This window comes from Maribacter sp. (assembly GCF_049667165.1).
In the GTDB taxonomy this organism is placed as follows: domain Bacteria; phylum Bacteroidota; class Bacteroidia; order Flavobacteriales; family Flavobacteriaceae; genus Maribacter_A.
In genome coordinates this window covers 1-25,005 of the sequence record NZ_JBATHS010000214.1, presented here as the reverse complement: position 1 = coordinate 25,005, position 25,005 = coordinate 1, and the positions used below count along the sequence as shown (strand labels likewise).

General features: G+C 40.4%; 24 protein-coding genes. 14 read left to right on the top strand and 10 right to left on the bottom strand.

Features of this window, described 5'->3' with window-relative positions; genetic code table 11:
* Positions 1–43: 43 nt before the first annotated feature.
* The gene (gene purH, locus WBM98_RS10805; protein ID WP_424366031.1) at positions 44–1,573 is read right to left on the bottom strand and encodes a bifunctional phosphoribosylaminoimidazolecarboxamide formyltransferase/IMP cyclohydrolase; all 1,530 of its coding nucleotides are present in this window, start codon (positions 1,571–1,573) and stop codon (positions 44–46) included.
* 92 nt (positions 1,574–1,665) lie between these two features.
* Complete coding sequence (locus tag WBM98_RS10800) at positions 1,666–2,118, bottom strand: GAF domain-containing protein (RefSeq protein ID WP_424366030.1); 453 nt, start codon at positions 2,116–2,118, stop codon at positions 1,666–1,668.
* A 189-nt stretch (positions 2,119–2,307) separates the two neighbouring features.
* Between WBM98_RS10800 and WBM98_RS10795 the strand changes: the two genes are divergently transcribed.
* From WBM98_RS10795 to WBM98_RS10745, 11 genes are all read left to right on the top strand, one after another.
* Positions 2,308–2,730: an HYC_CC_PP family protein gene (locus WBM98_RS10795; protein ID WP_424366029.1), complete on the top strand. Its 423-nt coding sequence runs from the start codon at positions 2,308–2,310 to the stop codon at positions 2,728–2,730.
* A gap of 102 nt (positions 2,731–2,832) precedes the next feature.
* On the top strand, positions 2,833–6,645 hold the full coding sequence (locus WBM98_RS10790) for an efflux RND transporter permease subunit (RefSeq protein WP_424366057.1): 3,813 nt from the start codon (positions 2,833–2,835) through the stop codon (positions 6,643–6,645).
* A complete protein-coding gene (locus WBM98_RS10785; RefSeq protein ID WP_424366028.1) occupies positions 6,645–7,901 on the top strand; it encodes a TolC family protein in 1,257 nt (418 codons plus the stop codon). The genes WBM98_RS10790 and WBM98_RS10785 overlap by 1 nt, the downstream gene beginning before the upstream one ends.
* Entirely contained in the window at positions 7,901–9,688 is a 1,788-nt protein-coding gene (locus WBM98_RS10780; RefSeq protein ID WP_424366027.1) for an efflux RND transporter periplasmic adaptor subunit, read from the top strand. The genes WBM98_RS10785 and WBM98_RS10780 overlap by 1 nt, the downstream gene beginning before the upstream one ends.
* Before the next feature lie 90 nt (positions 9,689–9,778).
* Positions 9,779–9,916 carry a heme-binding domain-containing protein gene (locus WBM98_RS10775; RefSeq protein ID WP_424366026.1) on the top strand — a complete coding sequence of 46 codons (138 nt, stop codon included), beginning with the start codon at positions 9,779–9,781 and terminating at the stop codon, positions 9,914–9,916.
* A gap of 10 nt (positions 9,917–9,926) precedes the next feature.
* Positions 9,927–10,220 (top strand): phosphoribosylpyrophosphate synthetase, encoded by a 294-nt coding sequence (locus WBM98_RS10770; RefSeq protein WP_424366025.1) that lies wholly within the window; start codon positions 9,927–9,929, stop codon positions 10,218–10,220.
* Between the two features lie 58 nt (positions 10,221–10,278).
* Entirely contained in the window at positions 10,279–10,779 is a 501-nt protein-coding gene (locus WBM98_RS10765; protein ID WP_424366024.1) for a helix-turn-helix domain-containing protein, read from the top strand.
* 74 nt (positions 10,780–10,853) lie between these two features.
* On the top strand, positions 10,854–13,355 hold the full coding sequence (locus WBM98_RS10760; protein ID WP_424366023.1) for a heavy metal translocating P-type ATPase: 2,502 nt from the start codon (positions 10,854–10,856) through the stop codon (positions 13,353–13,355).
* A gap of 66 nt (positions 13,356–13,421) precedes the next feature.
* A complete protein-coding gene (locus tag WBM98_RS10755) occupies positions 13,422–14,120 on the top strand; it encodes a PepSY domain-containing protein (RefSeq protein WP_424366022.1) in 699 nt (232 codons plus the stop codon).
* A 3-nt stretch (positions 14,121–14,123) separates the two neighbouring features.
* A complete protein-coding gene (locus tag WBM98_RS10750; RefSeq protein ID WP_424366021.1) occupies positions 14,124–14,630 on the top strand; it encodes a DUF305 domain-containing protein in 507 nt (168 codons plus the stop codon).
* Between the two features lie 376 nt (positions 14,631–15,006).
* On the top strand, positions 15,007–15,306 hold the full coding sequence (locus tag WBM98_RS10745) for an efflux RND transporter periplasmic adaptor subunit (protein ID WP_424366020.1): 300 nt from the start codon (positions 15,007–15,009) through the stop codon (positions 15,304–15,306).
* Between the two features lie 69 nt (positions 15,307–15,375).
* Here WBM98_RS10745 and WBM98_RS10740 read toward each other — a convergent pair whose 3' ends face one another.
* The 8 genes from WBM98_RS10740 to miaB form a co-directional block, all read right to left on the bottom strand.
* Positions 15,376–15,582, bottom strand: coding sequence for a hypothetical protein (locus WBM98_RS10740; protein WP_424366019.1), 207 nt, complete (start codon positions 15,580–15,582; stop codon positions 15,376–15,378).
* Between the two features lie 93 nt (positions 15,583–15,675).
* Positions 15,676–17,307 (bottom strand): chaperonin GroEL, encoded by a 1,632-nt coding sequence (groL, locus tag WBM98_RS10735; RefSeq protein WP_424366018.1) that lies wholly within the window; start codon positions 17,305–17,307, stop codon positions 15,676–15,678.
* A 90-nt stretch (positions 17,308–17,397) separates the two neighbouring features.
* On the bottom strand, positions 17,398–17,676 hold the full coding sequence (locus WBM98_RS10730) for a co-chaperone GroES (RefSeq protein ID WP_424366017.1): 279 nt from the start codon (positions 17,674–17,676) through the stop codon (positions 17,398–17,400).
* A gap of 141 nt (positions 17,677–17,817) precedes the next feature.
* Positions 17,818–18,177, bottom strand: coding sequence for a preprotein translocase subunit SecG (secG, locus tag WBM98_RS10725; protein WP_424366016.1), 360 nt, complete (start codon positions 18,175–18,177; stop codon positions 17,818–17,820).
* Between the two features lie 5 nt (positions 18,178–18,182).
* Positions 18,183–19,112 (bottom strand): hypothetical protein, encoded by a 930-nt coding sequence (locus WBM98_RS10720; protein WP_424366015.1) that lies wholly within the window; start codon positions 19,110–19,112, stop codon positions 18,183–18,185.
* 70 nt (positions 19,113–19,182) lie between these two features.
* A complete protein-coding gene (locus WBM98_RS10715) occupies positions 19,183–19,704 on the bottom strand; it encodes an LptE family protein (protein WP_424366014.1) in 522 nt (173 codons plus the stop codon).
* A gap of 2 nt (positions 19,705–19,706) precedes the next feature.
* The gene (locus tag WBM98_RS10710; RefSeq protein WP_424366013.1) at positions 19,707–20,975 is read right to left on the bottom strand and encodes a sigma-54 interaction domain-containing protein; all 1,269 of its coding nucleotides are present in this window, start codon (positions 20,973–20,975) and stop codon (positions 19,707–19,709) included.
* A 26-nt stretch (positions 20,976–21,001) separates the two neighbouring features.
* On the bottom strand, positions 21,002–22,447 hold the full coding sequence (miaB, locus tag WBM98_RS10705; RefSeq protein ID WP_424366012.1) for a tRNA (N6-isopentenyl adenosine(37)-C2)-methylthiotransferase MiaB: 1,446 nt from the start codon (positions 22,445–22,447) through the stop codon (positions 21,002–21,004).
* Between the two features lie 133 nt (positions 22,448–22,580).
* Here miaB and WBM98_RS10700 point away from each other — a divergent pair, with 133 nt between their 5' ends.
* From WBM98_RS10700 to WBM98_RS10690, 3 genes are all read left to right on the top strand, one after another.
* Positions 22,581–23,309 carry a hypothetical protein gene (locus WBM98_RS10700; RefSeq protein WP_424366011.1) on the top strand — a complete coding sequence of 243 codons (729 nt, stop codon included), beginning with the start codon at positions 22,581–22,583 and terminating at the stop codon, positions 23,307–23,309.
* An 80-nt stretch (positions 23,310–23,389) separates the two neighbouring features.
* Positions 23,390–24,637, top strand: coding sequence for an LVIVD repeat-containing protein (locus WBM98_RS10695; RefSeq protein ID WP_424366010.1), 1,248 nt, complete (start codon positions 23,390–23,392; stop codon positions 24,635–24,637).
* Positions 24,638–24,910: 273 nt separating this feature from the next.
* The coding region (locus WBM98_RS10690; RefSeq protein ID WP_424366056.1) for a toprim domain-containing protein at positions 24,911–25,005 on the top strand (95 nt) is incomplete at its 3' end.

Genomic DNA, 25,005 nt, shown 5'->3' with positions numbered 1-25,005 from the left:
TTGTTTCGGTTAAAGGTGCATTTCATCGACAAAAGTAGTGAAATTAATGCTTAAAATGACGTGTGCCTGTCATTACCATCGCAATATTATTTTTGTCACAATAATCAATACTTAGTTGGTCCTTAATAGAACCTCCTGGCTGTATAACGCATGTAATGCCACTTTTATGCGCAATTTCAACACAATCTGGAAAAGGGAAAAAGGCATCACTTGCCATTACGGCCCCGTTCAGGTCGAAATGGAATGATTTTGCCTTGTGAATAGCCTGGTTTAGGGCATCTACGCGCGAGGTCTGTCCTGTGCCACTAGCGCATAATTGTTTGTTTTTTGCCAGCACTATGGTGTTGCTTTTGGTGTGCTTGCACAATTTTGAGGCAAAAATAAGATCCTCCAATTCTTTGGATGAAGGTTTTTTGTTTGTCACATAGTTCAAATCGTCCACGGAATCGGTTTTTTGATCTTTGTCTTGAACCAAAATGCCATTTAAACATGTTCTAACAAGGGTGTCGGGTAAATCAACTTCTTTAAGGATCAAAATGATCCTGTTTTTCTTCCCTTTTAAAACTTCAAGGGCTTCTTTTGAATAGCTTGGCGCAATGACCACTTCACAGAAAAGGGTATGTATTTCTTCCGCGGTAGGCTTGTCAATTTCAACATTGCTGATCAAGATGCCTCCGAAAGCAGAGACAGGATCGCCGGCAAGGGCATCCACATAGGCTTGAAGAATGGTCGTTCGCGTAGCCAGACCACAGGCATTGTTGTGTTTTAATATGGCAAATGTAGGGGCGTCATTGCGGAATTCGTTCATAAGGTTCACGGCAGCATCAACATCCAATAGGTTGTTGTAGGAGAGCTCCTTACCATGCAATTTGGTGAATATAGCATCAAAATCCCCAAAGAAAAGCCCTTTTTGATGTGGATTCTCACCGTAACGCAACGGCTGTCCTTTGGTCTCACTGATTTTTAATACCGGCTCATTGTGCTTTTGGTTGAAATAGTTGAAAATGGCCGTGTCGTAGTGTGAGGAAACATTAAAAGCCTTGGTAGCAAATTTTCTACGCTCTTCCATGGTGGTAGTTCCTTTGCCTGAAGAAATGATATCCAAGACTTCACCGTAATCCTCCATGGACGAAACACAAAGTACATCCTTATAATTTTTTGCCGCGGCACGGATCAACGAAATGCCGCCTATATCTATTTTTTCAATGATATCTTGCTCAGAGGCCCCACTTGCAACCGTTTTTTCAAAAGGATAGAGATCTACGATGACAATATCCAGTTGGGGAATTTCGAATTCTTCGAGCTGGGCAATATCTCCCTCATGGTCTTGGCGGTTCAAAATACCCCCAAAAACTTTAGGATGTAGGGTTTTCACTCTTCCACCTAGGATAGAGGGATAACTGGTTACCTCTTCAACGGGCACCACATCGATACCTAAATCCTTGATGAATTTTTCGGTACCACCGGTTGAATAGATAGTTATGCCAAGGTCATTGAATTTTTTTACTATAGGTTCAAGACCATCTTTATGAAATACGGAAATTAAGGCTGATGTCGCTTTTTTGGTGCTCATTTTATGCTGGTGGAATTTAAGTTACTAAGCCCACAAAATTAAATTTTTTGAAGGTAACAAATGAGTCAGGTTATCAACAAAACCCTAAAGTTTTAAAGAATTTTGGCCACTTCCTGATTTACATATTCCAAAAACCGTTCATCATCCACCGTGAATGGGTCAATAGTTTTTGAATCGATATCAATTTGCCCTACATTTTCGCCATTTACAAAGAGCGGAACGACAATTTCAGATTTTACCGTTAGACTGCACGCGATATAATTATCCTGTGCCTTGACATCAGGAACCACGAAGTTCTGATTGCTCAACGCCACTTGGCCACAAATTCCCTTCCCGAAAGGAATTATAAGATGATCCGTGGGTTCTCCTGCAAATGGCCCTAGCTTCAATTCATTCTTGTCGCCATTTTTAAAATAGAATCCGACCCAATCGTAGTGGGGAACATTTTTTTTTAAGAATTGACAAACGAGTTGCAGACGCATCTCTACTTCAAGTTCCTTATTTAGGATTATTTCGGAAATTTCCGAACGCAAAAGGTTTAGCATTTTTATTTGTAAAATTATTAAAGTAAGAATGATATTTTGGAATAGAAGGAATTTTTTTGCTTTTAAACTTAAAACCTCTTTTTAAAAAAAGAGTTATTGATTATTTAATACAAATTTTCTCTTAGCAACCATTTAATCTTTTGTTAATAAAAACAATATAATCTAAGATTTCGTAGTTTTGCAGTTGTAATGAAAGCAACGTTTCGAAAAATAACGTCTTCGGTTATGGCACTTATTGTGCTGTTTTCCACCATGTCCTTTTCTTTGGATATGCATTTTTGTGGAGATCATTTGGTTGATTTCAGCTTTTTTGATCATGTGGATAATTGCATGATGAAGTCTCAAATGTCCAAATCACCCCGTGAGTGTACCATGATGGATATGGATATGGATTGCTGTACCGATGTGGAAGTTGTTCTACAAGGACAGGATGACTTGAAGATTTCATTCGATCAAATCACTTTTGACCAACAGGTATTCATCGCCTCATACGTTTATTCGTACATCAATTTATTCGAAGGGTTTGACCAGCACGTTGTTCCCTTTAAGGATTATTCTCCTCCACCGCTGATACGGGATTTACAGATCCTAGATCAGACTTTCCTTATTTAAGAGCATTTTTAAGAAGTATTGCCATGCTATTGATTTAGTATGGCTACAGGCATTTCTTGCCTTTGGAGCAGTATTATCACTTCCAATCCAACATCTCATATTATGCTTAATAAAATCATCAAATACTTTTTAGAGAACAAACTGGTCACCGTTCTCATTCTGATTGCACTAATTACCTGGGGTGTTGCCACCTCTCCCTTTAATTGGGATACGGGATTCCTGCCAAAAGATCCTGTTCCCGTTGACGCCATACCCGATTTGGGTGAAAACCAACAAATCGTTTTTACCGATTGGAGTGGAAGGTCGCCACAAGATATTGAAGATCAAATAACCTACCCACTTACTACCTCGCTTTTAGGAATCCCAAATGTAAAATCAATTAGAAGTACTTCTATGTTTGGGTTTTCAAGCATTTACATCATTTTTGAAGAAAAAGTCGATTTTTATTGGTCCCGGTCCAGAGTTTTAGAAAAGTTAAATTCTCTACCAGACAACTTATTGCCTTCAGACGCAAAACCTGCTTTAGGACCAGATGCTACGGCATTAGGCCAGGTGTATTGGTATACCATTGAAGGTCGCGACCCGAAAGGTAATGTAACGGGGGGTTGGGATTTAGATGAATTGCGCTCGGTGCAAGACTACTATGTCAAGTATGCCCTAAATGGAGTTTCTGGTGTTTCAGAAGTCGCATCGGTTGGTGGTTATGTGAAGGAATATCAAATTGATGTGAACCCAGATGCTTTGAAAGCTTATAATATTGGGATCGATATGGTCATGATGGCGGTTAAAAATTCCAATCGCGATATTGGCGCTAAAACCATTGAAATCAATAAAGCAGAGTATTTTATTCGCGGACTTGGTTATATAAAAACTACCCAAGACATTGAAAACACGGTTGTAAGTGTTACTAATAACAAGCCAATACTTATTAAAGATATAGCTCATGTTAGTTTGGGCCCTGAAACGCGAAGAGGTGTTTTGGATAAAGGAGGCGCCGAAGTGGTTGGAGGTGTTGTAGTGGCTCGGTATGGCTCTAATCCTTTAGAGGTTATCAATAATGTAAAAGATAAAATAAAGGATTTTTCATCGGGCTTGCCCAAAAAGACCTTGGCAGACGGAACTATAAGTCAGCTTACCATAGTGCCGTTTTATGATCGTACGCATCTTATAGAAGAAACCATTGCTACCTTAGAAACAGCACTATCACACGAAATTCTCATTTGTATTATTGTCGTACTTGTTCTTATGATGAATTTAAGGGCATCCTTTATAATTTCCAGTTTATTACCCGTAGGCGTACTCATGACATTTATCATAATGCGATATGCTGGTGTAGATGCGAATGTGGTGGCGCTGTCCGGGATAGCAATTGCCATTGGCGTTATGGTGGATATCGGAATCGTGTTTGTTGAAAATATTATTCGACATTTAGAAATGCCCGAAAATCATGGGGTAAAAGGAAAAGAATTAATGAATGTCATTTATGTTGCCACCAAAGAGGTGGCATCAGCCATCACCACTGCTTTAGCAACAACAGTCGTTAGTTTTATTCCCGTTTTCGCCATGGTGGGAGCAGAAGGTAAGTTGTTCAGACCATTGGCATTTACTAAAACATTCGCCTTGTTAGGTGCTTTTATATTAGGTATTGTGGTATTGCCGGCTTTGGCGCATTTTGTGTTTGGTATTAATTATGATAAAAAGAAAGTAAAACGAACTTGGGGTATTATATTGATTGTTGGTGGATTGCTTTTAGCGGTTTACCTTCACATTTGGCTACCGCTAGTTTTGTGTGTTTTAGGTTTGAATTCATTTTTAGAACATAAATTACCACTTCGATTTAATAAGTATTCCAACTATATAAATATAGGGTTAGTCTTATTTATTGCCACATTTTTCTTAGCAGAAGAATGGATGCCATTGGGGCCTCAAAACTATCTTATTGTAAATTATTTGTTTGTGTTGGTTTTAATAGGTTCTATTTTGGGAACACTGCTAACCATTGTACATTTTTATGATCCCGTGCTTAAATGGTGTTTGAACAATAAAGGAAAATTTATGCTGATTCCGTTGTTCACCTTGCTATTTGGGGTTTTCATTTGGATTGGTTTCGATAGTACTTTTGGATTTGTTTCTAAGGGATTCGATAAAATGGGTTGGAAGATAAATGAAACTAAAGCTTGGACTTCAATTTCGAAAACATTTCCAGGTATTGGTTCTGAGTTTATGCCAACCTTGAATGAAGGTAGTTTTTTATTAATGCCTACAGCGATGCCACATGCAGGTTTAGAAGAAACCAAAAACATCGTTCAAAATCTGGATATGTTATTAGCTAATATTCCGGAGGTAGACATTGCTGTCGGAAAATTAGGTAGGGTTGAAAGTGCTATTGACCCTGCGCCCATTTCCATGTTTGAAAATATCATCAATTATAAACCTGAGTTTATAGCTACTTATGAAGGAAAACCCAAACGATTTAAAGTTGATAAAAAAGATAAGTTTATTACTAAAAGCGGAACTTCCCTGTCAAATGATGATGCTTTAAATCAAAGTATTACAGAAAAAGATTTAGTCCTTGATGAGAATGGTGAGTTTTTTAGAAACTGGCGTTCCCACATAAAAAGTTCGGATGACATTTGGAAAGAAATCATAAAAGTTTCAAATCTTCCCGGTGTTACTTCAGCACCAAAATTGCAACCTATTGAAACACGATTAGTCATGTTGCAAACGGGTATGCGTGCCCCTATGGGAATAAAAGTATATGGACCCGATTTGAAAACAATTCAAGATTTTGGAATCGAATTAGAAGCCGTTTTAAAACAAGTACCTTCTGTAAAAGCCGAAGCGGTTTTCGCTGATAGAATTGTTGGAAAGCCTTATTTACAAATGAACATCAATCGTTCTGCCATTGCTCGATACGGTTTAAGTGTAGAAAAAGTACAGCAAGTAATAGAAACGGCCGTTGGCGGCATGAATGTTACAACCACTGTTGAAGGCAGGGAGCGGTATCCGGTCAGGGTTAGGTACCCTAGGGAATTACGCGATGACCCGGAGAAAATCAAAAAAATATTAGTGCCAACGCCAACGGGTGTCCAAGTACTATTAGGGGAACTAATAAGTCTTGAATTTGTTCGAGGGCCACAAATGATAAAAAGTGAGGAAACTTTTTTAGTAGGCTATGTATTATTCGATAAAAAGGAAAACTTCGCCGAGGTTGATGTTGTGAACGATGCCCAGGATTTGATAAAAGATAGGATAGATGCTGGAGATTTAATAGTTCCGAAAGGCGTGAGCTATAAATTTTCTGGCAGTTACGAAAATCAAATTCGAGCGGTTAAAAAACTGTCCATTGTTATTCCAATAAGTTTGGTAGTGATATTTCTGTTGTTATACTTTCAATTTAAAACAGTCATTGCTTCCTCCATCCATTTTTCGGGTGTATTTGTTGCCTTCGCAGGTGGATTTATTATGTTATGGTTGTACGGGCAAGATTGGTTCTTGAATTTCTCCGTTGCCGACGTTAACATGCGCCATTTATTTCAAATTCACCCCATCAATTTAAGTGTCGCGGTTTGGGTTGGGTTTATTGCCTTATTTGGAATTGCAACAGACGATGGGGTTATTATGGGAACCTACATTCACCAAGTTTTTGAAGAGCGGCAACCCAAAACAATTGACAATGTTAGAGATTCTGTTTTAGTAGCTGGCAAAAAACGGGTAAGACCTGCAATGATGACAGCGGCAGTTACTATTATAGCTTTACTTCCGGTGCTAACCTCAACAGGTAAAGGGGCGGATATTATGATCCCAATGGCAATTCCAGTTTTTGGAGGGATGATCATTCAACTCATGACCATGTTTGTCGTACCGGTTTTACAAGCCTTTTGGAGGGAAACAGTAATTAAAAGCAATCAATAATGAGCATACAAAATGTATATAAGAAATTGAATATTAGATATTTAATTCTTGTTTTGGCGATGTACTCCACAAGTGTGAATAGTCAGACATTACATGATTATTTAAGTATTGCATTACAGAATAATCCTGAGATACAATCAGCATACAAGGAGTTTGAAGCCGCTATACAAAAAGCACCCCAAGTGAGTTCTTTGCCAGATCCAAGTTTAACCATGAGTGCCTTTGGAAGGATGATTGAAACCCGAGTTGGCGCTCAAGAGGCCCGATTTAGTTTGATGCAAATGTTTCCATGGTTTGGAACATTGGAAGCAAAAAAGAATGCAACTAACTTAATGGCCGAAGTGTCGTTTCAGAAGTTTATAGATACTCGCAATGAAGTCTTTTTGGAAATTAAAAAAACATATGCAGATCTCTATGAAATCAATAAAATGATTCAGCTTGAAGAGGAGAACCTTCAAATTTTAACTGATTATAGAGAACTCGCCTTGAGCAAATTTAGAAGCGGAAAAGGAGCTATGGTAGATGTGGTTAGAATTGATATTAAAAGAAACGAAAGTGAAACTGATATTCAATTGTTAAAGGATCAAATGCAACCGCTTCAAGTTGACTTTAACAGTTTGTTAAACGGTAGTTTAAATGACATTATAACTATTCCTGATTCATTACCGTTGGTTGAAAATAATATGCCAATCGAAAACGATAGTTTATTTAGTTCCAACCCAAAATTGTTAGGATTAGACAAAAAAATGGAGTCTTTTGAAGAACAAAAAAAGGTCGCCAAAAAAGATGGGTATCCGATGATTGGATTAGGATTGGATTACTCGATTATTTCAAAACGCGATGTCCCCGGTTTAGAAATGAACGGGCAAGATGCCATTATGCCTATGTTAACAGTTACACTACCTATTTTCAGAAAAAAATACAATGCCATGCAAAAAGAAGTTGATTACATGCTAGAGGCGACTAAGTTTGATAAACAAGCAGTAAAAAATAAGTTGCAGTCTAAATACAGTATGTCAAATTATAAGGTTTCAAAAGCAAAATCATTAAAAGAATTATATATAAAGCAAACAGAGCATACAAAACAGGCTATTTCCTTATTAATAGCCGCTTATAGTAATTCCGGAACCGATTTTGAAGAAATATTAAGAATGAATCAAGATTTGTTAATACTTCGAACGGCAACAGTTTCAGCTAATAAAAATCAATTTATAGCACAATCAACCATAGATTATTTAATCTCTAAAGAGGAATAATGATGAATACAAAAAATAAAAATATATTAAAAATGGTAGGCGTTCTATTCATAGGCCTACTACTAGGATGGATGATTTTCGGAGGCAATGATGCACCAAAATCCGAACACGACCATAATGCCACAGAAGGAACAGAAACCATATGGACCTGTTCCATGCATCCACAAATACGTATGAATGAACCAGGTCAATGCCCGATATGTGGTATGGATTTAATTCCATTGGAATCGAATGGATCTGCCATGGATCCAAATGCGATTCAAATGACTGACGATGCTATGAAATTGGCCAATATTCAAACCATGATTGTTGGAGGAAGTAATGGAGCCAATAAAAAATTGACGCTTAATGGCAAAGTGCAGATTGACGAGCGCAAATTATACACACAATCTACCCATCTTCCCGGTAGAATTGAAAAATTGAATATGAACTTTACCGGTGAAAAAGTAAACAGAGGTCAAACACTGGCGATGGTTTACTCTCCTGAACTGGTTACGGCTCAAGAAGAATTATTGCAATCCTATCGCATGAAAGAGGCACAGCCGGAATTATTTGAAGCCGCCAAACAAAAATTGGGGAATTGGAAAATTGGATCCGCTACAATAAACAAAATAATAAGTGCTAATAAACCCATTCAACAATTTCCTATTACCGCAGATGTTTCGGGAATTATCACTGCTAAAAAAGTCGATTTAGGCGATTATGTAGGTCAAGGTATGCCAATATATGAAATAGCCGATTTATCATCGCTTTGGGTGCTATTCGACATATATGAAAGCGATATGCCTTGGGTTAAAGTTGGCAATAAGATCAATTATACCGTTCAATCGCTCCCGGGTGAAACTTTTGAAGGCGTTGTTTCATTTATTGATCCTTTGATTAATCCTCAAACTAGAGTTGCATCAGCAAGAGTGGAAGTGAAAAATTCCGGAAATAGACTAAAACCTGAAATGTTTGCTTCCGGTGTTGTGATTAATAGTTTAACGACCTCAACATCAAAAGACATCGTAATCCCAAAATCGGCTGTGATGTGGACTGGGGAACGGTCAGTAGTTTATACGAAAAGTGTCGTTTCAAATAAAGTAAACTTTAAACTTAGAGAAGTTACGTTAGGGGCATCGCTTGGAGATGCTTATATCATTAAAGAAGGGCTTTCTGAAGGAGAAGAGATTGTAGTAAATGGCACGTTTACTGTAGATGCCGCAGCGCAATTAGCGGGAAAGCCCAGCATGATGAGTCCAGAAGGGGGGGCAGCCATGACCGGTCATAACCATGGTGGCGCGGCAGTGCCCACATCAAATGACCCGATCATAAACAAGGTTGCCAAAAGTGTTGCCGTGGATCAAAAGGCAAAAGATGCCCTAAAACCCCTCTTAACAGAATATCTGGCAATGAAAGATGCTTTGATAATCGATAATTTGGAGGACGCAAAAAAGGCGGGATCAAATATCCTTAAAACGATTGAGGGCGTAAATATGTCCTTGTTTACAGAGGAATCACACAGCGTGTGGATGGGTCTGAGCAGTGATTTAAAGAATACATTACAACATGTACAGCACTTTAAAACGCTGGAAGAAGTTAGAGGGCCTTTTCAACAGGTATCCAATAGGATGATTGAACTAGAAACGTCATTTAATCCTAACGCTGAAACATTGTATGTACTGCATTGTCCAATGGTGAACAACAACAAGGGGGCAGATTGGCTAAGCAATTCCAAAGAGGTGAAAAACCCCTATTACGGTCAGGCGATGCTAACCTGTGGAGCGGTTACCAAAGAGATTAAATAGTACGTATATGAATTCGGTTTTGCAATCAACCCTTAACGTTAAAAATAGATTTAAATAGGTCAATGAAGCACTGTTAACATCTATATTTTGATGTTAATACTAAACATAAAAAATGATGAAATGCCAATGACATCGTATACTTTGATTCATAGGGATGCCATTTTTTCTGAAGAAGAAAAGCTTGCGATTATTGACTATATGACAGAATTGAAACAGAAATTAGAGTAAACAAACACACATGAAAACAGAAGATACACTTTCGGAAACGATGAGGCAATTACAAAAACGCGGTTATACATATGATTTAAATCTATGTTCCGAACACGTCGAATGCTATGCCTTGAAGTTGAAATTACATCCAGAAGATTTTAATGTTGATGAGGTACATCGTTTCGAAGGAATGAGCAGTACTGACGATAACAGTGTGCTTTATGCCATTCATTCCAAAAATGGCATAAAAGGATTATTGGTTGATGCCTATGGTGTATATGCCGAAAATATTTCGGAGGCCATGCGAAAAAAATTAAGATAAGATGACTCAGACCCTTCACATTAAGAATATGGTCTGCAATCGCTGCAAGACCATCGTTATGCGCGAAATCAAAGATGCTGGGTTTACTGTGGAATCTATCGAACTTGGAAAAGTTACCATAAGCGGTAAGGAATCCATGATTTTTTCAGAATTGGAAACTACTTTAAATCGACATGGTTTTGAAATTATTAAAGATGATACGGAAGAATTAATAGAACGGCTAAAAATTACATTGATTAAAAAACTGGAAGATCAAGAACTCACAAATCTTTCAACATTCTTGCCAAAAACCTTTCACAAGTCTTATTCGACATTAAGTAAGCTTTTTAGCAAAACTGAAGGCGTAACCATCGAAAAATATCTTATCAACTTAAAAATTGAAAAGGTTAAAGAGTACATTCAATTGGGACAACTGAATTTTTCAGAAATCGCCTATGCATTGAATTACAACAATAGTGGGCATTTAGCGCGACAGTTTAAAAACGTCACAGGCTTGTCAATGAGTGAATTTAAAGCTTTGCAGCAATGGGACCGGAAATCGATTGACCAAATTGTGTAAATAGTATCCGGAATTATACAAACACAAATTGATAAGGCGCATTAATTTTGGATAGTATTTAAAACCTAGGAATCATGAAACACATGTATCACATACACGGAATGACTTGCAACGGTTGCCGAAGCCACGTAACAGAGACACTTTCTAGAGTAAATGGCGTGACCAGTGCATCTGTTGATTTGGAAAAGGCCGAAGCGACCATTGAAATGGAAAAACATATTCCTCTCGAGAAATTTCAGGAGGCTTTGAAAAATGATGGCGGGCGCTATACAATTCATAAACAAGGTGAACATCATCATTCGTCAGAAAAGAAAGTGGAAAAACCAAAAGCCCATGGAAACGGTACTTTTTATTGCCCCATGCACTGTGAAGGCGATAAAACCTATGATAAACCGGGCGATTGTCCGGTCTGTGGAATGGATTTGGTCGAGGAGCAAAACGTTGCATCCAATTCCGCGACACAGTATACTTGCCCAATGCATCCCGAAATCGTTAGGGACGAACCGGGAAGCTGCCCCATCTGTGGAATGGATCTCGTACCCATGCAGCCCGACCTGTCCGCAGAGGAAAAGACCTATAAAAAGCTGCTCAAAAAGTTTTGGATAGCCGTTGCCTTCACCTTGCCCATTTTCTTGATAGCGATGTCCGAAATGATTCCGAACAATCCACTTTACGATGTAATGGGGCAGAAAAGCTGGAACTGGATACAATTCGCACTATCCATTCCCGTGGTATTCTATGCCACTTGGATGTTCTTTGAACGAGCCTATCGCTCCATCAAAACATGGAATCTCAATATGTTCACCCTTATTGGGATCGGTGCAGGCGTTGCATGGCTTTTCAGCGTTTTTGGGATGCTATTACCCGATTTCTTCCCTGCCCAGTTCAAAACGGAATCGGGTAGCGTACATGTCTATTTTGAGGCGGCCACGGTCATCTTGACCTTGGTGTTGTTGGGACAGGTATTGGAGGCCCGTGCACACAGCAAAACAAATTCCGCTGTTAAGGAGTTGCTGAAACTTGCCCCGAACAAAGCGATTCGGGTCACCGACGGAAAGGAAGAAGAAATCAGCATCGACGAAATAGAACTGGGCGATATCCTGCGGGTTAAGCCAGGGGATAAGATTCCGGTAGATGGGGCATTGACCGAAGGCAATACTTCCATAGATGAATCCATGATAACCGGGGAACCCATTCCTGTAAACAAATCGGAAGGGGATAAGGTCAGCAGCGGCACCATCAATGGCAACCAATCTTTTTTGATGAAAGCCGAAAAGATAGGTTCCGACACCTTGCTCTCACAGATAATACATATGGTCAATGAGGCCAGTCGCAGCAAGGCGCCTATTCAAAACTTAGCGGATAAGGTTTCTGCTTATTTTGTTCCCGTAGTAGTATTGATTTCTATGATCACCTTTGCAGTATGGGTGCTTTGGGGACCGGAACCGGCCTATGTCTATGCGCTGGTGAATGCCATTGCGGTATTGATCATTGCCTGCCCTTGTGCTTTAGGTCTGGCCACGCCCATGTCGGTCATGGTAGGCGTTGGCAAGGGAGCTCAAAATGGGGTGCTTATCAAAAATGCGGAAGCCTTGGAAAAGATGCATAAAGTAGATACGCTCATCGTTGACAAGACCGGGACCCTAACCGAAGGGAAACCCACAGTGGAGGCCATAGGTACTTCGCGGGATTCCTACTCGGAGACAGAAGTACTTCAATATATCGTTTCCCTAAATCAATTGAGCGAACATCCCTTGGCAGAGGCAACGGTCAACTATGGTAAAGAACAAGGGATATCCCTTTTAAAAGCGGACGGTTTCAATGCCGTTACGGGTAAGGGTGTTGAAGGTGCAGTAAATGGCAAAAAGGTTTCGTTGGGAAATTTTAAAATGATGGAACATGCAGATGCTGCGATAACCACCAACCTTAGGAATGAGGCGCAGACCTATCAAAAACAAGGCAAAACGGTCTCCTATCTATCCATAGATGGAAATGCGGTTGGTTATGTGGTTATCGGCGACAAAATAAAAGCGACAAGTGCTAAGGCCATCAAGGAATTACAAGACAAAGGTATTGCGGTCATCATGCTGACAGGGGACAATTATGATACGGCTCAGGCTGTGGCCAGTGAACTGAACTTGGCCGATTTTAAAGCAGGAATGCTTCCTGAGGACAAACTCGAAGAGGTCGAAAAACTGCAAGAAAACGGAAAAATAGTTGCCATGGCAGGAGATGGCATCAACGATGCCCCCGCATTGGCCAAAAGCGATGTCGGTATCGCCATGGGCACCGGAACGGATGTCGCCATCGAGAGCGCCACCATTACCTTGGTAAAGGGCGACTTGCAAGGAATCGTCAAGGCCCGGAATCTTAGCGATAAGGTTATGAAGAACATCAAACAGAACCTATTCTTTGCTTTGGTATACAATACCCTTGGGGTGCCGATTGCCGCAGGAGTGCTCTATCCCTTTTTCGGACTATTGCTCTCCCCGATGATAGCCGCTGCCGCAATGAGTTTTAGTTCCGTTTCGGTAATAGTCAATGCCTTGAGATTAAGAACAACTAAAATCGATTAACCTGCAAGGTCTCCAAAACCTTGTAGGTTTAAAAGAAATATGTAAACAATGCATAATGCCTAAAAAATGGTAAAACGCACAACAGCCATCAAAATTCGAAAGATACATCGATACCTAGGTATTTTTCTAGGCGTCCAGTTTCTATTATGGACGATAAGCGGACTTTATTTTAGTTGGACGGATATCGATGAAATCCACGGGGATCATTTTAAAAAGGCAACACCGGATCAAACCGCTTTTGTAGATTTAGTGGGCACTTCCCAATTAGATCATAAAGAGCCGATTACATCCTTAGAGCTTCTGGAAATTGCCGATGAGCCTTATTACTGGGTCAATGAATCGACACTTTATAATGCCCGTTCAGGAGTTAAAAAGGAAGAAGTCACCAAACAGGAAGCGATCAAAATTGCCCAACGCTATATGCGTCCTGATTTGGAATTCGACCAAATAAAAAGAGTAGAAAGCGTTAACGAACACCATGAGTACAGAGGAAGACCCTTACCGGCATACGAGATCTCCTATCGAACATCGGAAAATCTAAAGGCCTATGTGGCTATAGAAAATGGTGCTTTTCAGACCGTAAGACATCGGGATTGGCGTTGGTTCGATTTCCTTTGGATGACCCATACGATGGACTATCAAGGCAGGGACAACTTTAATACCATTGTGCTTAGGGCTTTCTCCCTTTTGGGACTCATAACCGTATTGAGCGGTTTTACACTATGGTTCGTAAGTTCCCCAACAATAAGAAAAATAAAAAAGTAACAAATGAAAAGTATAAAAATGGAATCAGAAGAAATGAAAAAAGATAATATGGAAAAACTTTATTATGGCAAATTTGCCCTCATGATGGCAACCTCCTTCATCATCATGTATGCCGTCATGTTCTTGAACGCCGATGTGTTCGATCATGTGATGTTGAGCTATACACGAACCTATATGACGATTTTGATGATAGCCCCCATGGCGTTTACGATGCTCTTGTTCATGTGGGGAATGTACAAGAACAGAAAAACAAACTTTATCATTCTTGGACTTTCTGTTGTTGTCTTTATTGTCACTTTAGTGGGACTGAGACAACAAACCTTTATTGGCGATGTACAATGGATGAAGGCCATGATTCCGCATCATTCCTCTGCCATTATGGTTAGTCAAAAAGCACACTTGAAAGACCCTGAGGCCATCAAATTGGCCGAGGATATCATAGAGGCACAAAAACTGGAAATCGCACAAATGAAGGAAATGATCAACCGTTTGGAGCAAAACAATAAATAAGTTTAAAAATCCAGGAAGAATATAAATAGTCTTATTATCGGATTGGTATTGATAGGAGGTATTATCGCCAGATACCTTATTTTTCGGAATTATTCAAATGATGCTACGAATTCACTACATTACCACAGCCCATAATCGGAGTCGGGTGAAATGTGGTCGTGTTCCATGCATCCAACGATAATGCGACCCGAACAGTGTGGCTGCTCTATCCATGACATGGATTTGATTCTAATGGAATCCTGAGCCGATGGTTTGGCAGAAGATCAATTCAAAATGTCCAAAAATGCGTTGGCTCTGGCCGATATTAGAACCACAAAAGTCTACTCCAGTACTAAGGGAGACAATGCACTGAAATTTTCTGTAACTATTGAAGAAAATGAAAAAGGCAGTTGCGACCCTAGCATCCTACTTTGCTGGACGCATAGAAAAACAGTTCGTGAACTTTAAAGGCGAGGAGGTCAAAAAAGGCCAACAATTGGCGACCATCTATTCCTCTAAACTGGTTTCGGCCCAACAGGAATTGAATACGGCCGCAAGTTTAAAGGAATCCCAGCCCTCTTTGTATACCGCTGTTCGTAATAAACTCAAGCTTTGGAAGCTTTCCAAAAAGCAAATCGAACAAATTGAAAGATCAGGTAAGGTCCAGGAAAATTTTCCTGTGTATGCCAATGTATAGGGTTTATGATTATTGTTTTTGGTTAAATTTTTCCCAACGAATATACTAGCTGTGTAAATGCGGAATACATTAGCTTAAGTATTTAAATATTCTAACAATGGCACTTAAAAAACCAGTAGGGAAACCTCTTGCCAAGCCTTCTTCAGCTAAAGCTGTAAAAAAGGCTGGACCAAAGGCAGCTCCTCGAAAGAAGTAATTGATTTGGGGTTTATGGGATAAATCCTGAACATCGGAACAGACACCATCTTTATTTAAAGATGGTTTTTTGTTTGTCATAACTACATAAAAAAAAGCCTCACTTTAAACTCAAAGTGAGGCTTTTTAGCATCGCATGATGCACTATCATGCTATAGCAATCAATGCTGTGTATTACATCATTCCTGGCATTCCGCCACCACCCATTGGAGGCATGGCCGGGGCAGCTTCCTTGATATCGGTCAAAGCACATTCGGTAGTCAAGATCATGCCCGCTACAGAAGCTGCATTCTCCAATGCAATCCTTGTTACTTTAGTCGGGTCAATGATACCTGCTTTGAACAATTCAACATATTTCTCCGATTTGGCATCGTAACCGAAGTCACCTTTGCCGTCTTGTACTTTTGCTACGACAACCGAACCTTCTCCGCCTGCATTTTCAACAATGGTCCGCAAAGGAGCTTCAATAGCCCTGGCAACAATTTGAAGTCCGGTTTCCTCATCCGCATTTTCGGCTTTAACTTTGGAAAGGCTGGCTTTGGCACGAACCAAAGCAACACCGCCACCAGCTACAATGCCTTCTTCTACGGCAGCTCTTGTGGCATGCAATGCATCATCAACTCGATCTTTTTTCTCCTTCATTTCAACCTCTGAGGCAGCACCAACATAAAGAACCGCAACACCACCTGCCAATTTGGCCAGACGTTCTTGTAGTTTTTCCTTGTCATAGTCAGAAGTAGTGGTTTCAATTTGGGATTTTAATTGGTTTACCCGAGTCTTTATATCTTTGGCGACCCCACCACCATTTACAATCGTGGTGTTGTCTTTATCTATGGTAACTTTCTCACAGGTACCTAGCATGTCCAAAGTGGTATTGTCCAAGGAGAAACCTCTTTCTTCAGAAATCACAGTTCCTTTGGTCAAGATGGCAATATCCTCTAACATCGCTTTTCTTCTGTCGCCAAATCCTGGGGCTTTTACAGCAGCGATCCTTAAAGATCCTCTTAGTTTGTTCACGACCAAAGTGGCCAATGCTTCCCCATCTACATCTTCTGCAATGATCAAAAGCGGTTTCCCGGATTGCGCAACGGGCTCCAATATGGGAAGAAGATCTTTCATTGAAGAGATTTTCTTGTCGAACAAAAGAATATATGGATTTTCTAAATCCGCGATCATTTTTTCTGAATCGGTAACAAAATAGGGGGAAAGATACCCTCTATCAAATTGCATCCCTTCCACGATATCCACATAGGTATCTGTACCCTTGGCTTCTTCAACGGTGATTACACCTTCCTTACCAACTTTTCCGAAAGCTTGGGCAATCAATTCACCTATAGATTCATCGTTATTCGATGAAATAGAAGCAACTTGTTTTATTTTTTCTGAAGAATCACCTACTTTTTTGGATTGTTTCGTCAAGTCGGCAACGATGGCTTCAACAGCCTTGTCGATACCTCTTTTCAAATCCATCGGATTTGCACCGGCAGCAACATTCTTCAATCCTTCCTTAACAATGGCCTGGGCAAGAACAGTTGCCGTAGTGGTGCCATCACCCGCAAGATCGTTGGTTTTGGAAGCTACCTCTTTAACCATTTGGGCTCCCATGTTTTCCAATGCATCTTCCAGTTCAATTTCCTTTGCCACTGTAACTCCATCCTTGGTTACTATAGGTGCACCGAATGATTTGCTGATAATCACATTTCTACCTTTGGGTCCCAAGGTGACCTTTACCGCATTGGCCAAGGCGTCAACACCTCTTCTGAGGCCATCACGTGCTTCAATATCAAATTTTATATCTTTTGCCATAATGAAAATTTATTTTTAAAATTTAAAATCCAAATCCCATATTCCAAATATGAACTATTGGAATTTGGTTTTTGTATTTGATTGTTTTGATTAAATAATTGCTAAAATGTCACTTTCCCTCATCATCAGGTAGTCCTTGCCTTCCAATTTCAACTCGGTGCCAGCATATTTACCATAAAGAACGGTATCTCCGATCTTTACCGTAATTTTCTCATCCTTGGTTCCGGGACCTACGGCAATTACTTTTCCCTTTTGGGGTTTTTCCTTAGCGGTGTCTGGAATATAGATGCCAGATGCAGTTTTGGTTTCTGCAGCCATTGGCTCAATAAGAACGCGGTCTGCCAATGGTTTAATGTTAACTTTAGCCATATTTATTATTTTAAATTGATTTTTATGTTATTGGATGTATCAGTCAGAAATTATGCCATACCACAAAACCTGACATATTGTAAAGCAAAAATGCCAGCTTGTCATTCAGGCTGGCATTTTTGCTTTTATATAGCGGAAAAATTAAAGACTATCGGCGGGATTATTGATATTGGTGGCAGGCGCGGGCACCTCTTCGGGTACCGCCTCAGGAACGGTTTCCTCAATATCATCTCCTTGTAATAATTTAGAATCGGCATTGCCAAAATTTCCTTTTAGGGCGATGTTCGATGCCAAGATCAACACAATCAGCAATGCTGCAAGTGTCCAAGTACTTTTATCCAAAAAGTCACCGGTTTTCTTGACGCCACCTACTACTTGGCTGCCACCACCACCGAACGAAGACGACAATCCGCCTCCTTTAGGGTTTTGAACCATGATCACCAACACCAATAGAAAGCAAACTGCGATGATAAGAACCAAGAATATTGTAAATCCGCTCATTAGTACTATGTATTTTCTTGTTGTATTTTTTCTACCGCTTTAATACGGTCTGCAAAGAAACCACTTTTTTCCGGATATTTCAAACTTAAAATTTTGTAGGCTTGAATGGCTTTTTTATACTTTTTCTGTTCTAGGTATACCTTGGCCAACGTCTCGGTCATCAATTCATTTTTGTCCAATTTAAGCGACTCTTTAATATTGATTTTTTTGTTGGTCTTAGGGGTGGGCCCAATTTTTGGGTTGTTTTCGATAAACCGATCTATAAGATCGAACTTTTGCTTTTTGACAACTTCTTTTTCTGACGGAGTGTCTACATTCTCCCCGGTAGTTTCATTGGAAGCCTCCTTATCCTGATCGCGTTCAACGATTTTTGAGGAAGCCAATTGCAACCATTCACTGAAAGAATGTTTCTCTTGTTTGGTGAACGGTAGGGGTTGACCGATTTCAAGCTCTTTTTCAGCTTTTTCCTTTTGAGCCTTTATAGTTTGATCATCTTTCGGGTCTTTTGATTTGAACAATTTTGGATCCAAAATGTGGTCGGCATCCGCAAGATCTTGTGGTAGGGGCTTGTCTTCCGATCGCTCAATCAGTACGGCGGTTTCTTTGTTTTCGGCGGGTATTTCGTGCTGATCTTTTTCAGCATCGTTCAAGTCTGGGACCTTTCCGGCAATGGTATCTGCAATGGTATTCTGTAAGAAATCCTCGGAAGTGATAAAGTCGAACAGAACATCACGATCGGTAGTATAGGCCGCTGTCTTCTTGAGCGCGTTATTGTATTTAAAACTGTTGAGATTCCTTAGTCCTTTTAAATGCAGCGCCCTTGCGGTTTGAAAATAGGGGTATTCCTCCAATACATCCTCTAATTGTTTCGTCTGTATTGGGGTGACGACCTTGTCAGGGTTTTGCAATAAAAAGGTAAAATCCTGTACGTTCATGTTATTGCTCGATGCTGGTTTCTATCAATTATGTTTTCAATCTGGTAGTAATACACCACAACTTAATTTATTACCAATCTGCAAGGGATTCATTAAATATATCCTGGGTAATTCGTTCAAAAATCACCTCATGCGCTTCGTCCTTTACACTTGATAATTGTGAGTTGGCAGGGTAGTCATAAAAAAAGGAAAATCGTTTCTCAAAATCGGCATCCTCTTTCGTCTTATTGTAGAAACGAACATTCACCCCGATTGACAACCGGTTCTGCGCAGCGGTCTGCTGGGCGGTGGCACTCATGGGGGAGATGCGATACTCTACGATTTCCCCTTCATACAGTAAATCGGCATTGTTGGAGTTAACGAGATCCAAACTGGTTTGGTTCAATATCCTATCCTGAAGTGCCAATGTAAAATCCCGGTCCATCCCAGGTTCAAAAGTAGAGCCTGGACTTTGGGTGGCATAGTTCTGAAAGTAGTTTACTTGAAAGGTGGTCGCGGTACCCACATCACCTCCTGTAAAGTTATAGATGCCACATCCCGAGAGTATGAAAAATACCAAAAAGGTCAATCTTGCTATTTTGAATCTTTGCATAATTAAAGATCGTATTGTTTTATCTTACGATAAAGGGTGCGTTCTGAAATACCCAGTTCGGCGGCGGCGGCTTTTCTTTTGCCCCGGTTCCTTTCCAATGATTTCTTGATCAACTCCACTTCCTTTTCCTGTAAAGATAGGGTTTCTTCCTCTTCTATTTCTTCTGCAAAATGGTACTTATCTCCCTGAGGTGGCTCATACCCATTTTGTTCTACATGGGGTTCAGGCAATTGCAGTACCTCCATCGTTTCATTTTCTTCCTCTTCATAGTCTTCTTCATTATTGCCATAGATCTTTTGGATCAGGCCTTCATTTTCTTCTTGGACCTTTCGGGTATCATTATTCTTCAATAATTCCAACGTCAATTTTTTCAAGTCAGTAAGATCACCTTTCATATCGAACAACACTTTATAAAGGATTTCGCGTTCGTTACTGAAATCACTGTCCCTTTTGCCCTGTGCGATTACAGCAGGTAAATTGGTGCCGCCCTCAGCAGGCAGGTAGCTGTTTAAAGTGATGGCGGAGATGTTGCGTTCACTTTCCAAAACCGATATCTGTTCGGCAATGTTCCTAAGTTGTCGTATGTTGCCTGGCCAGCGGTATTTAAGCAGTAATTGAACGGCATTGTCCTGTAGTCGAATGGTAGGCATTTTATACTTCTGCCCAAAGTCAGAGGCAAATTTCCGAAACAACAGATGAATGTCTTCTTTGCGATCCCGTAGGGGCGGTATGTTGATCTCGACCGTACTCAACCTATAATAGAGGTCTTCCCTGAATTTTTCCTTATTGATGGCCTCGATCATATTCATGTTGGTTGCCGCGACGATCCGAACATCGGTCTTTTGCACTTGGGAGGAACCAACTTTCAAAAACTCGCCATTTTCGAGCACCCTTAAAAGACGAACCTGAGTGGTCAAGGGGAGTTCCCCGACTTCGTCCAAAAAAATGGTACCGCCATCGGCAACTTCAAAATAACCGCTACGGGTTGCGGTTGCTCCGGTAAACGAGCCTTTTTCGTGCCCAAAAAGTTCACTGTCGATCGTGCCCTCAGGAATTGCTCCACAGTTTACGGCTATATATTTGGCATGTTTCCGATGCGAAAGCGCATGAATGATCTTGGGTATGGATTCTTTACCAACACCGCTTTCCCCAGTGACCAGCACGGAGATATCCGTAGGGGCCACCTGAACGGCCTTTTCTAAAGCCCGATTGAGCTTCGGGTCATTCCCAATGATTTCAAAACGCTGTTTTATTGCTTGTACACCTTCCATATTATTTCTGTGACTTCACGTGTTATTTAGTTGGTTCGACTTAATCCAACGGCCTCGCCTATTAAAGTGGCAGAGGTGCAATCATGTATCCTTACATTCACAAAATCGCCTAATTTGTAGGTTTCTTTTGGAAAGACCGCGACCACATTTTGGGAATTGCGGCCCATCCACATGGTGTTATCCTTTTTTGAGAGACCTTCGATCAAGATTTCCTGAACCTTGCCTACATGTTGTTTTGTTCGAAACATGCAATGTTCGCGTTGCAAGGCGATAATTTCAGAAAGCCTGCGCTGTTTTACTTCACTGGGCACATCATCTTCCATTTTTCGCGCAGCCAACGTACCGGGACGCTCGGAATAGGCGAACATATACCCATAGTCATACTTTACATACTCAAGTACGGCCAAGGTAGCTTGATGATCTTCTTCGGTCTCAGTGGGGAAGCCTGTGATTATATCATGGGAAATGGCACAATCAGGAATGATTTTTTTGATATTGTCTATAAGTTCATAATACGCCTCAATGGTATGTAGGCGATTCATCGCCTTTAAGATGCGGTTGCTTCCACTTTGGACCGGCAAATGGATATGGTTACAGATATTGACATGTTTTGCCATCGTCCTGATGACCTTCAAGCCCATATCCTGTGGGTTCGAGGTTGAAAAGCGAATGCGCATTCTAGGTGCGGCCTTGGCTACCATATCCAACAAATCGGAAAAATCGACGGCTGTGGCAATCTGCATTTCGGTAGCCTTCTCAAAATCCTTTTTTAATCCACCACCGTACCACAAATAGCTATCGACATTCTGCCCAAGCAAAGTAACCTCCCTATAACCTTTTTGCCATAGATCGTTCACTTCATCCACTATCGATTGTGGATCCCTACTGCGTTCTCGACCTCTTGTAAAAGGTACCACACAAAACGTACACATGTTGTCACAACCCCGGGTAATTGAAACAAACGCGCTTACCCCATTGCTGTTCAATCTCACTGGGGAAATATCGCCATAGGTCTCATCCTTCGATAGTACCACATTAACGGCCTCCCGACCTGCATCGATTTCTTGTATAAGATTGGGTAGGTCTTTATAGGCATCTGGGCCAACCACCATATCCACGATCTTTTCCTCTTCGAGCAATTTGCTTTTGAGGCGTTCGGCCATACAGCCTAGGACCCCAACTTTCATGTGGGGTCTTTTCTTTTTTATGGCATTGAATTTTTCGAGCCGTTTGCGCACCGTAGTCTCTGCCTTCTCCCGTATGGAACACGTGTTTACAAGAACCAAATCGGCCTCTTCCAATTCTTGGGTGGTATTGAATCCTTCGGTGGCCAATATTGAGGCTACGATTTCGCTATCGGAAAAATTCATGGCGCACCCAAAACTCTCAATGTAAAGGTTGCGTTTGTTTTTTAGGTCTTTTTCCAGCGAAAGGCTTTTGCCCTGTATCGATTCATCAAAGATTTTCTCCATATATCAATCCCTAACTTGTGAAAGGGGCAGCAAAGATAACGCTAATTCCAATTTTATGACAATATGACAGTATATTTTAGTACTATTTTAGGGATTATGACGTTAATTTTACTTTTATAAAATCAAGGGAACCATGACCTTCAAGACATTGTCGAACGATATAGAAAATAGTGATCATTTGGATTTCGGCTCAATTTTCAATAGATCCTTAGAGCTGTTCAAACACGTATGGTTGCAAGGCTTTATGATTGTTATTTTAACCTTTGTGACCATTATTCCTTTTTATGTTCTTATTTATATCCCACTGCTTATTGCTGGGGTGACCAATCCTGAAATGTTGAAAAGTGAGCAAGCGCCCCCAGGGATTATCATCCCCATGGTGATTCTGTTGCCCCTTGTGATTTTGGCGGTCATTACGATAAGTCTATTGCTCAATGCCGCATTCTTGCGAATTTGTAAAAACAAGGATTTGAACCTAGCCTTGTCTGATAATTACTTTCATTATTTTAAGAAAGAGTACGTTCTAAAGGCCTTGGTATTATCCTTAATGCTGTTGGGATTGATCTTGCTGGGGCTGTTGGCTTGTGGCTTGGGGATTTTTTACTTGGTAGTACCCATTTCCTTAATTCCGGCTTTTTTGGCTTTTGAAGGGGAATTGTCACCCATGGAAATAGTGAAATCGAGCTTTTCATTGGGGAATAAAAATTGGCTTGTGGTTTTCGGCCTCATCGTTATCATGGGCTTTGTAGCGGAATTAGGTGTTCTGCTCTGTTTTATCGGGGTCTTTTTCACCGCTATGTTAGCGAAAATACCGGTTTATTTTATGTTTAAGGATGCCGTGGGTTTTTCTTCTGAAGCGTGATTTTTCCCCTACCTTTTATTTAAAACGCAACGCTAATGCAGTACTTGCATCTAAATGGTATAACCCCATAAATAAAGATTATGAAAAAGAGATTTTTATTGCTACTGTTCGTGGTCTCATTGGGCCTGGTTTCCTGTGAAAAATCAGACGATGGTAAATATGCCGATTATTTGGTGGCCAGACCTTTGACCATAAGTAAGACCGAGTTTAAGAATGGTGTGGACATCATCGCCCCATTACCGATTCAGGAGTCAGGGAAAATTTATGCATACCAGGATTACATTTTTGTGAATGATAAATATAGAGGCGTCCATGTGATTGACAATAGTGATCCGAATGCCCCAAAGAAGATTTCGTTTATCAAGATTGCGGGCAATGTGGACATCTCCATAAAAGATGATTATTTGTATGCCGATAGCCTGATGGATCTGATCGTACTCGATATTTCCGATGTAAACAATATTAAAATCGTAAACCGTTTGGAGAATGTGCTGAGGGATAATATCGTTTGGCCTGCCGATGCCGATTTTTACGAATATGATGGCGTTGATTATGAAAATGAGGTATTATTGGGTTGGGAGACGGTTACGGAACGTAGGCTTATATCGGAATATGAGGAAAGATTTACAAGGGACGGAGAAATCTTTGCCTTAGCAGAAGCCGCAAATGATGCAAGTGTTGGTCAAGGAGGTTCTTTAGCCCGATTTAAGATTGTGGGCGATTTTCTTTACGCTGTGGATAGTCATAACATAAATATTTTCAATATACAGAACCTGGAAGATCCGAAAGATTTGGAAGATGTTTATGCCGGATTTGATATAGAGACCATTTTCAGTAAGGACCAATATTTGTTTTTAGGAAGTATGCGCGGCATGTATATTTATGACATCTCTTCTCCGGCCACACCGATATTCGTTTCCGAATTTCAACACGGCACCGCCTGTGATCCCGTCGTGGTCGATGGGGACTATGCCTTTGTTACCTTACGAGGTGGTAATTGGTGCGGTGCTACGGAGAGTGGTTTGTTCATTGTGGATATCTCAGATATCACGAATCCGGAATTGACTGTAAGTTATCCGATGGATGGGCCTTATGGCCTTGGGGTCAAGGACGAAAAATTATTCGTTTGTGATGGTGATTCTGGGTTGAAGGTTTATGATAAAACTGATGTTGAGGATTTGGTAGCCCTGAACCACTTTAAGGATATCAATACCTTTGATGTTATTCCGTTGGAGAACTCATTGCTAATGGTGGGTGAGGATGTGCTGTATCAATATGAGTATTTGGACAATGAAATAAAACTGTTGAGTACCTTACAACTGGATTAAGTGATCGGGTTCAGCACAAGCTATGGATTCAAAGGGCACTACCTACGAACAGCGCGGATAAAACCCTAAAGGTTCGCAGTGCTTGATTAAGCCAATATGGGCAGCGGCAGGTCTTTCGGTTTGCACAAAGTACGAATCCTATTCTTTATAGAACTTCACGGATTAAGCCGCCATGAAACACCTTATTCTTTAAGGTGTTTTTTGTACGTATTATACAGGGTATAAGCCGTAATTAAAAAATTCAACTACTTTTGTGACTCGAAAAATCGTTTAATGGCAAAGAATTTAGTTATTGTAGAGTCACCGGCAAAGGCTAAGACTATAGAAAAATTTTTAGGTAAGGATTTTAAGGTAGAGTCCAGTTTTGG

Bases quoted from the DNA above. Each gene is read 5' to 3' on its own strand.
- WBM98_RS10800 (WP_424366030.1), bottom strand. From the start codon at position 2,118: ATGCTAAACCTTTTGCGTTCGGAAATTTCCGAAATAATCCTAAATAAG.
- WBM98_RS10745 (WP_424366020.1), top strand. From the start codon at position 15,007: ATGAAAAAGGCAGTTGCGACCCTAGCATCCTACTTTGCTGGACGCATA.
- miaB (WP_424366012.1), bottom strand. From the start codon at position 22,447: ATGGAGAAAATCTTTGATGAATCGATACAGGGCAAAAGCCTTTCGCTG.
- WBM98_RS10775 (WP_424366026.1), top strand. From the start codon at position 9,779: ATGTTAATACTAAACATAAAAAATGATGAAATGCCAATGACATCGTAT.
- WBM98_RS10730 (WP_424366017.1), bottom strand. From the start codon at position 17,676: ATGGCTAAAGTTAACATTAAACCATTGGCAGACCGCGTTCTTATTGAG.
- WBM98_RS10740 (WP_424366019.1), bottom strand. From the start codon at position 15,582: ATGACAAACAAAAAACCATCTTTAAATAAAGATGGTGTCTGTTCCGAT.
- WBM98_RS10765 (WP_424366024.1), top strand. From the start codon at position 10,279: ATGCGCGAAATCAAAGATGCTGGGTTTACTGTGGAATCTATCGAACTT.
- WBM98_RS10755 (WP_424366022.1), top strand. From the start codon at position 13,422: ATGGTAAAACGCACAACAGCCATCAAAATTCGAAAGATACATCGATAC.
- WBM98_RS10720 (WP_424366015.1), bottom strand. From the start codon at position 19,112: ATGAACGTACAGGATTTTACCTTTTTATTGCAAAACCCTGACAAGGTC.
- groL (WP_424366018.1), bottom strand. From the start codon at position 17,307: ATGGCAAAAGATATAAAATTTGATATTGAAGCACGTGATGGCCTCAGA.
- WBM98_RS10780 (WP_424366027.1), top strand. From the start codon at position 7,901: ATGATGAATACAAAAAATAAAAATATATTAAAAATGGTAGGCGTTCTA.
- WBM98_RS10760 (WP_424366023.1), top strand. From the start codon at position 10,854: ATGAAACACATGTATCACATACACGGAATGACTTGCAACGGTTGCCGA.
- WBM98_RS10700 (WP_424366011.1), top strand. From the start codon at position 22,581: ATGACCTTCAAGACATTGTCGAACGATATAGAAAATAGTGATCATTTG.
- secG (WP_424366016.1), bottom strand. From the start codon at position 18,177: ATGAGCGGATTTACAATATTCTTGGTTCTTATCATCGCAGTTTGCTTT.
- WBM98_RS10785 (WP_424366028.1), top strand. From the start codon at position 6,645: ATGAGCATACAAAATGTATATAAGAAATTGAATATTAGATATTTAATT.
- WBM98_RS10790 (WP_424366057.1), top strand. From the start codon at position 2,833: ATGCTTAATAAAATCATCAAATACTTTTTAGAGAACAAACTGGTCACC.
- WBM98_RS10750 (WP_424366021.1), top strand. From the start codon at position 14,124: ATGAAAAGTATAAAAATGGAATCAGAAGAAATGAAAAAAGATAATATG.
- WBM98_RS10715 (WP_424366014.1), bottom strand. From the start codon at position 19,704: ATGCAAAGATTCAAAATAGCAAGATTGACCTTTTTGGTATTTTTCATA.
- WBM98_RS10695 (WP_424366010.1), top strand. From the start codon at position 23,390: ATGAAAAAGAGATTTTTATTGCTACTGTTCGTGGTCTCATTGGGCCTG.
- WBM98_RS10710 (WP_424366013.1), bottom strand. From the start codon at position 20,975: ATGGAAGGTGTACAAGCAATAAAACAGCGTTTTGAAATCATTGGGAAT.
- WBM98_RS10795 (WP_424366029.1), top strand. From the start codon at position 2,308: ATGAAAGCAACGTTTCGAAAAATAACGTCTTCGGTTATGGCACTTATT.
- WBM98_RS10770 (WP_424366025.1), top strand. From the start codon at position 9,927: ATGAAAACAGAAGATACACTTTCGGAAACGATGAGGCAATTACAAAAA.
- purH (WP_424366031.1), bottom strand. From the start codon at position 1,573: ATGAGCACCAAAAAAGCGACATCAGCCTTAATTTCCGTATTTCATAAA.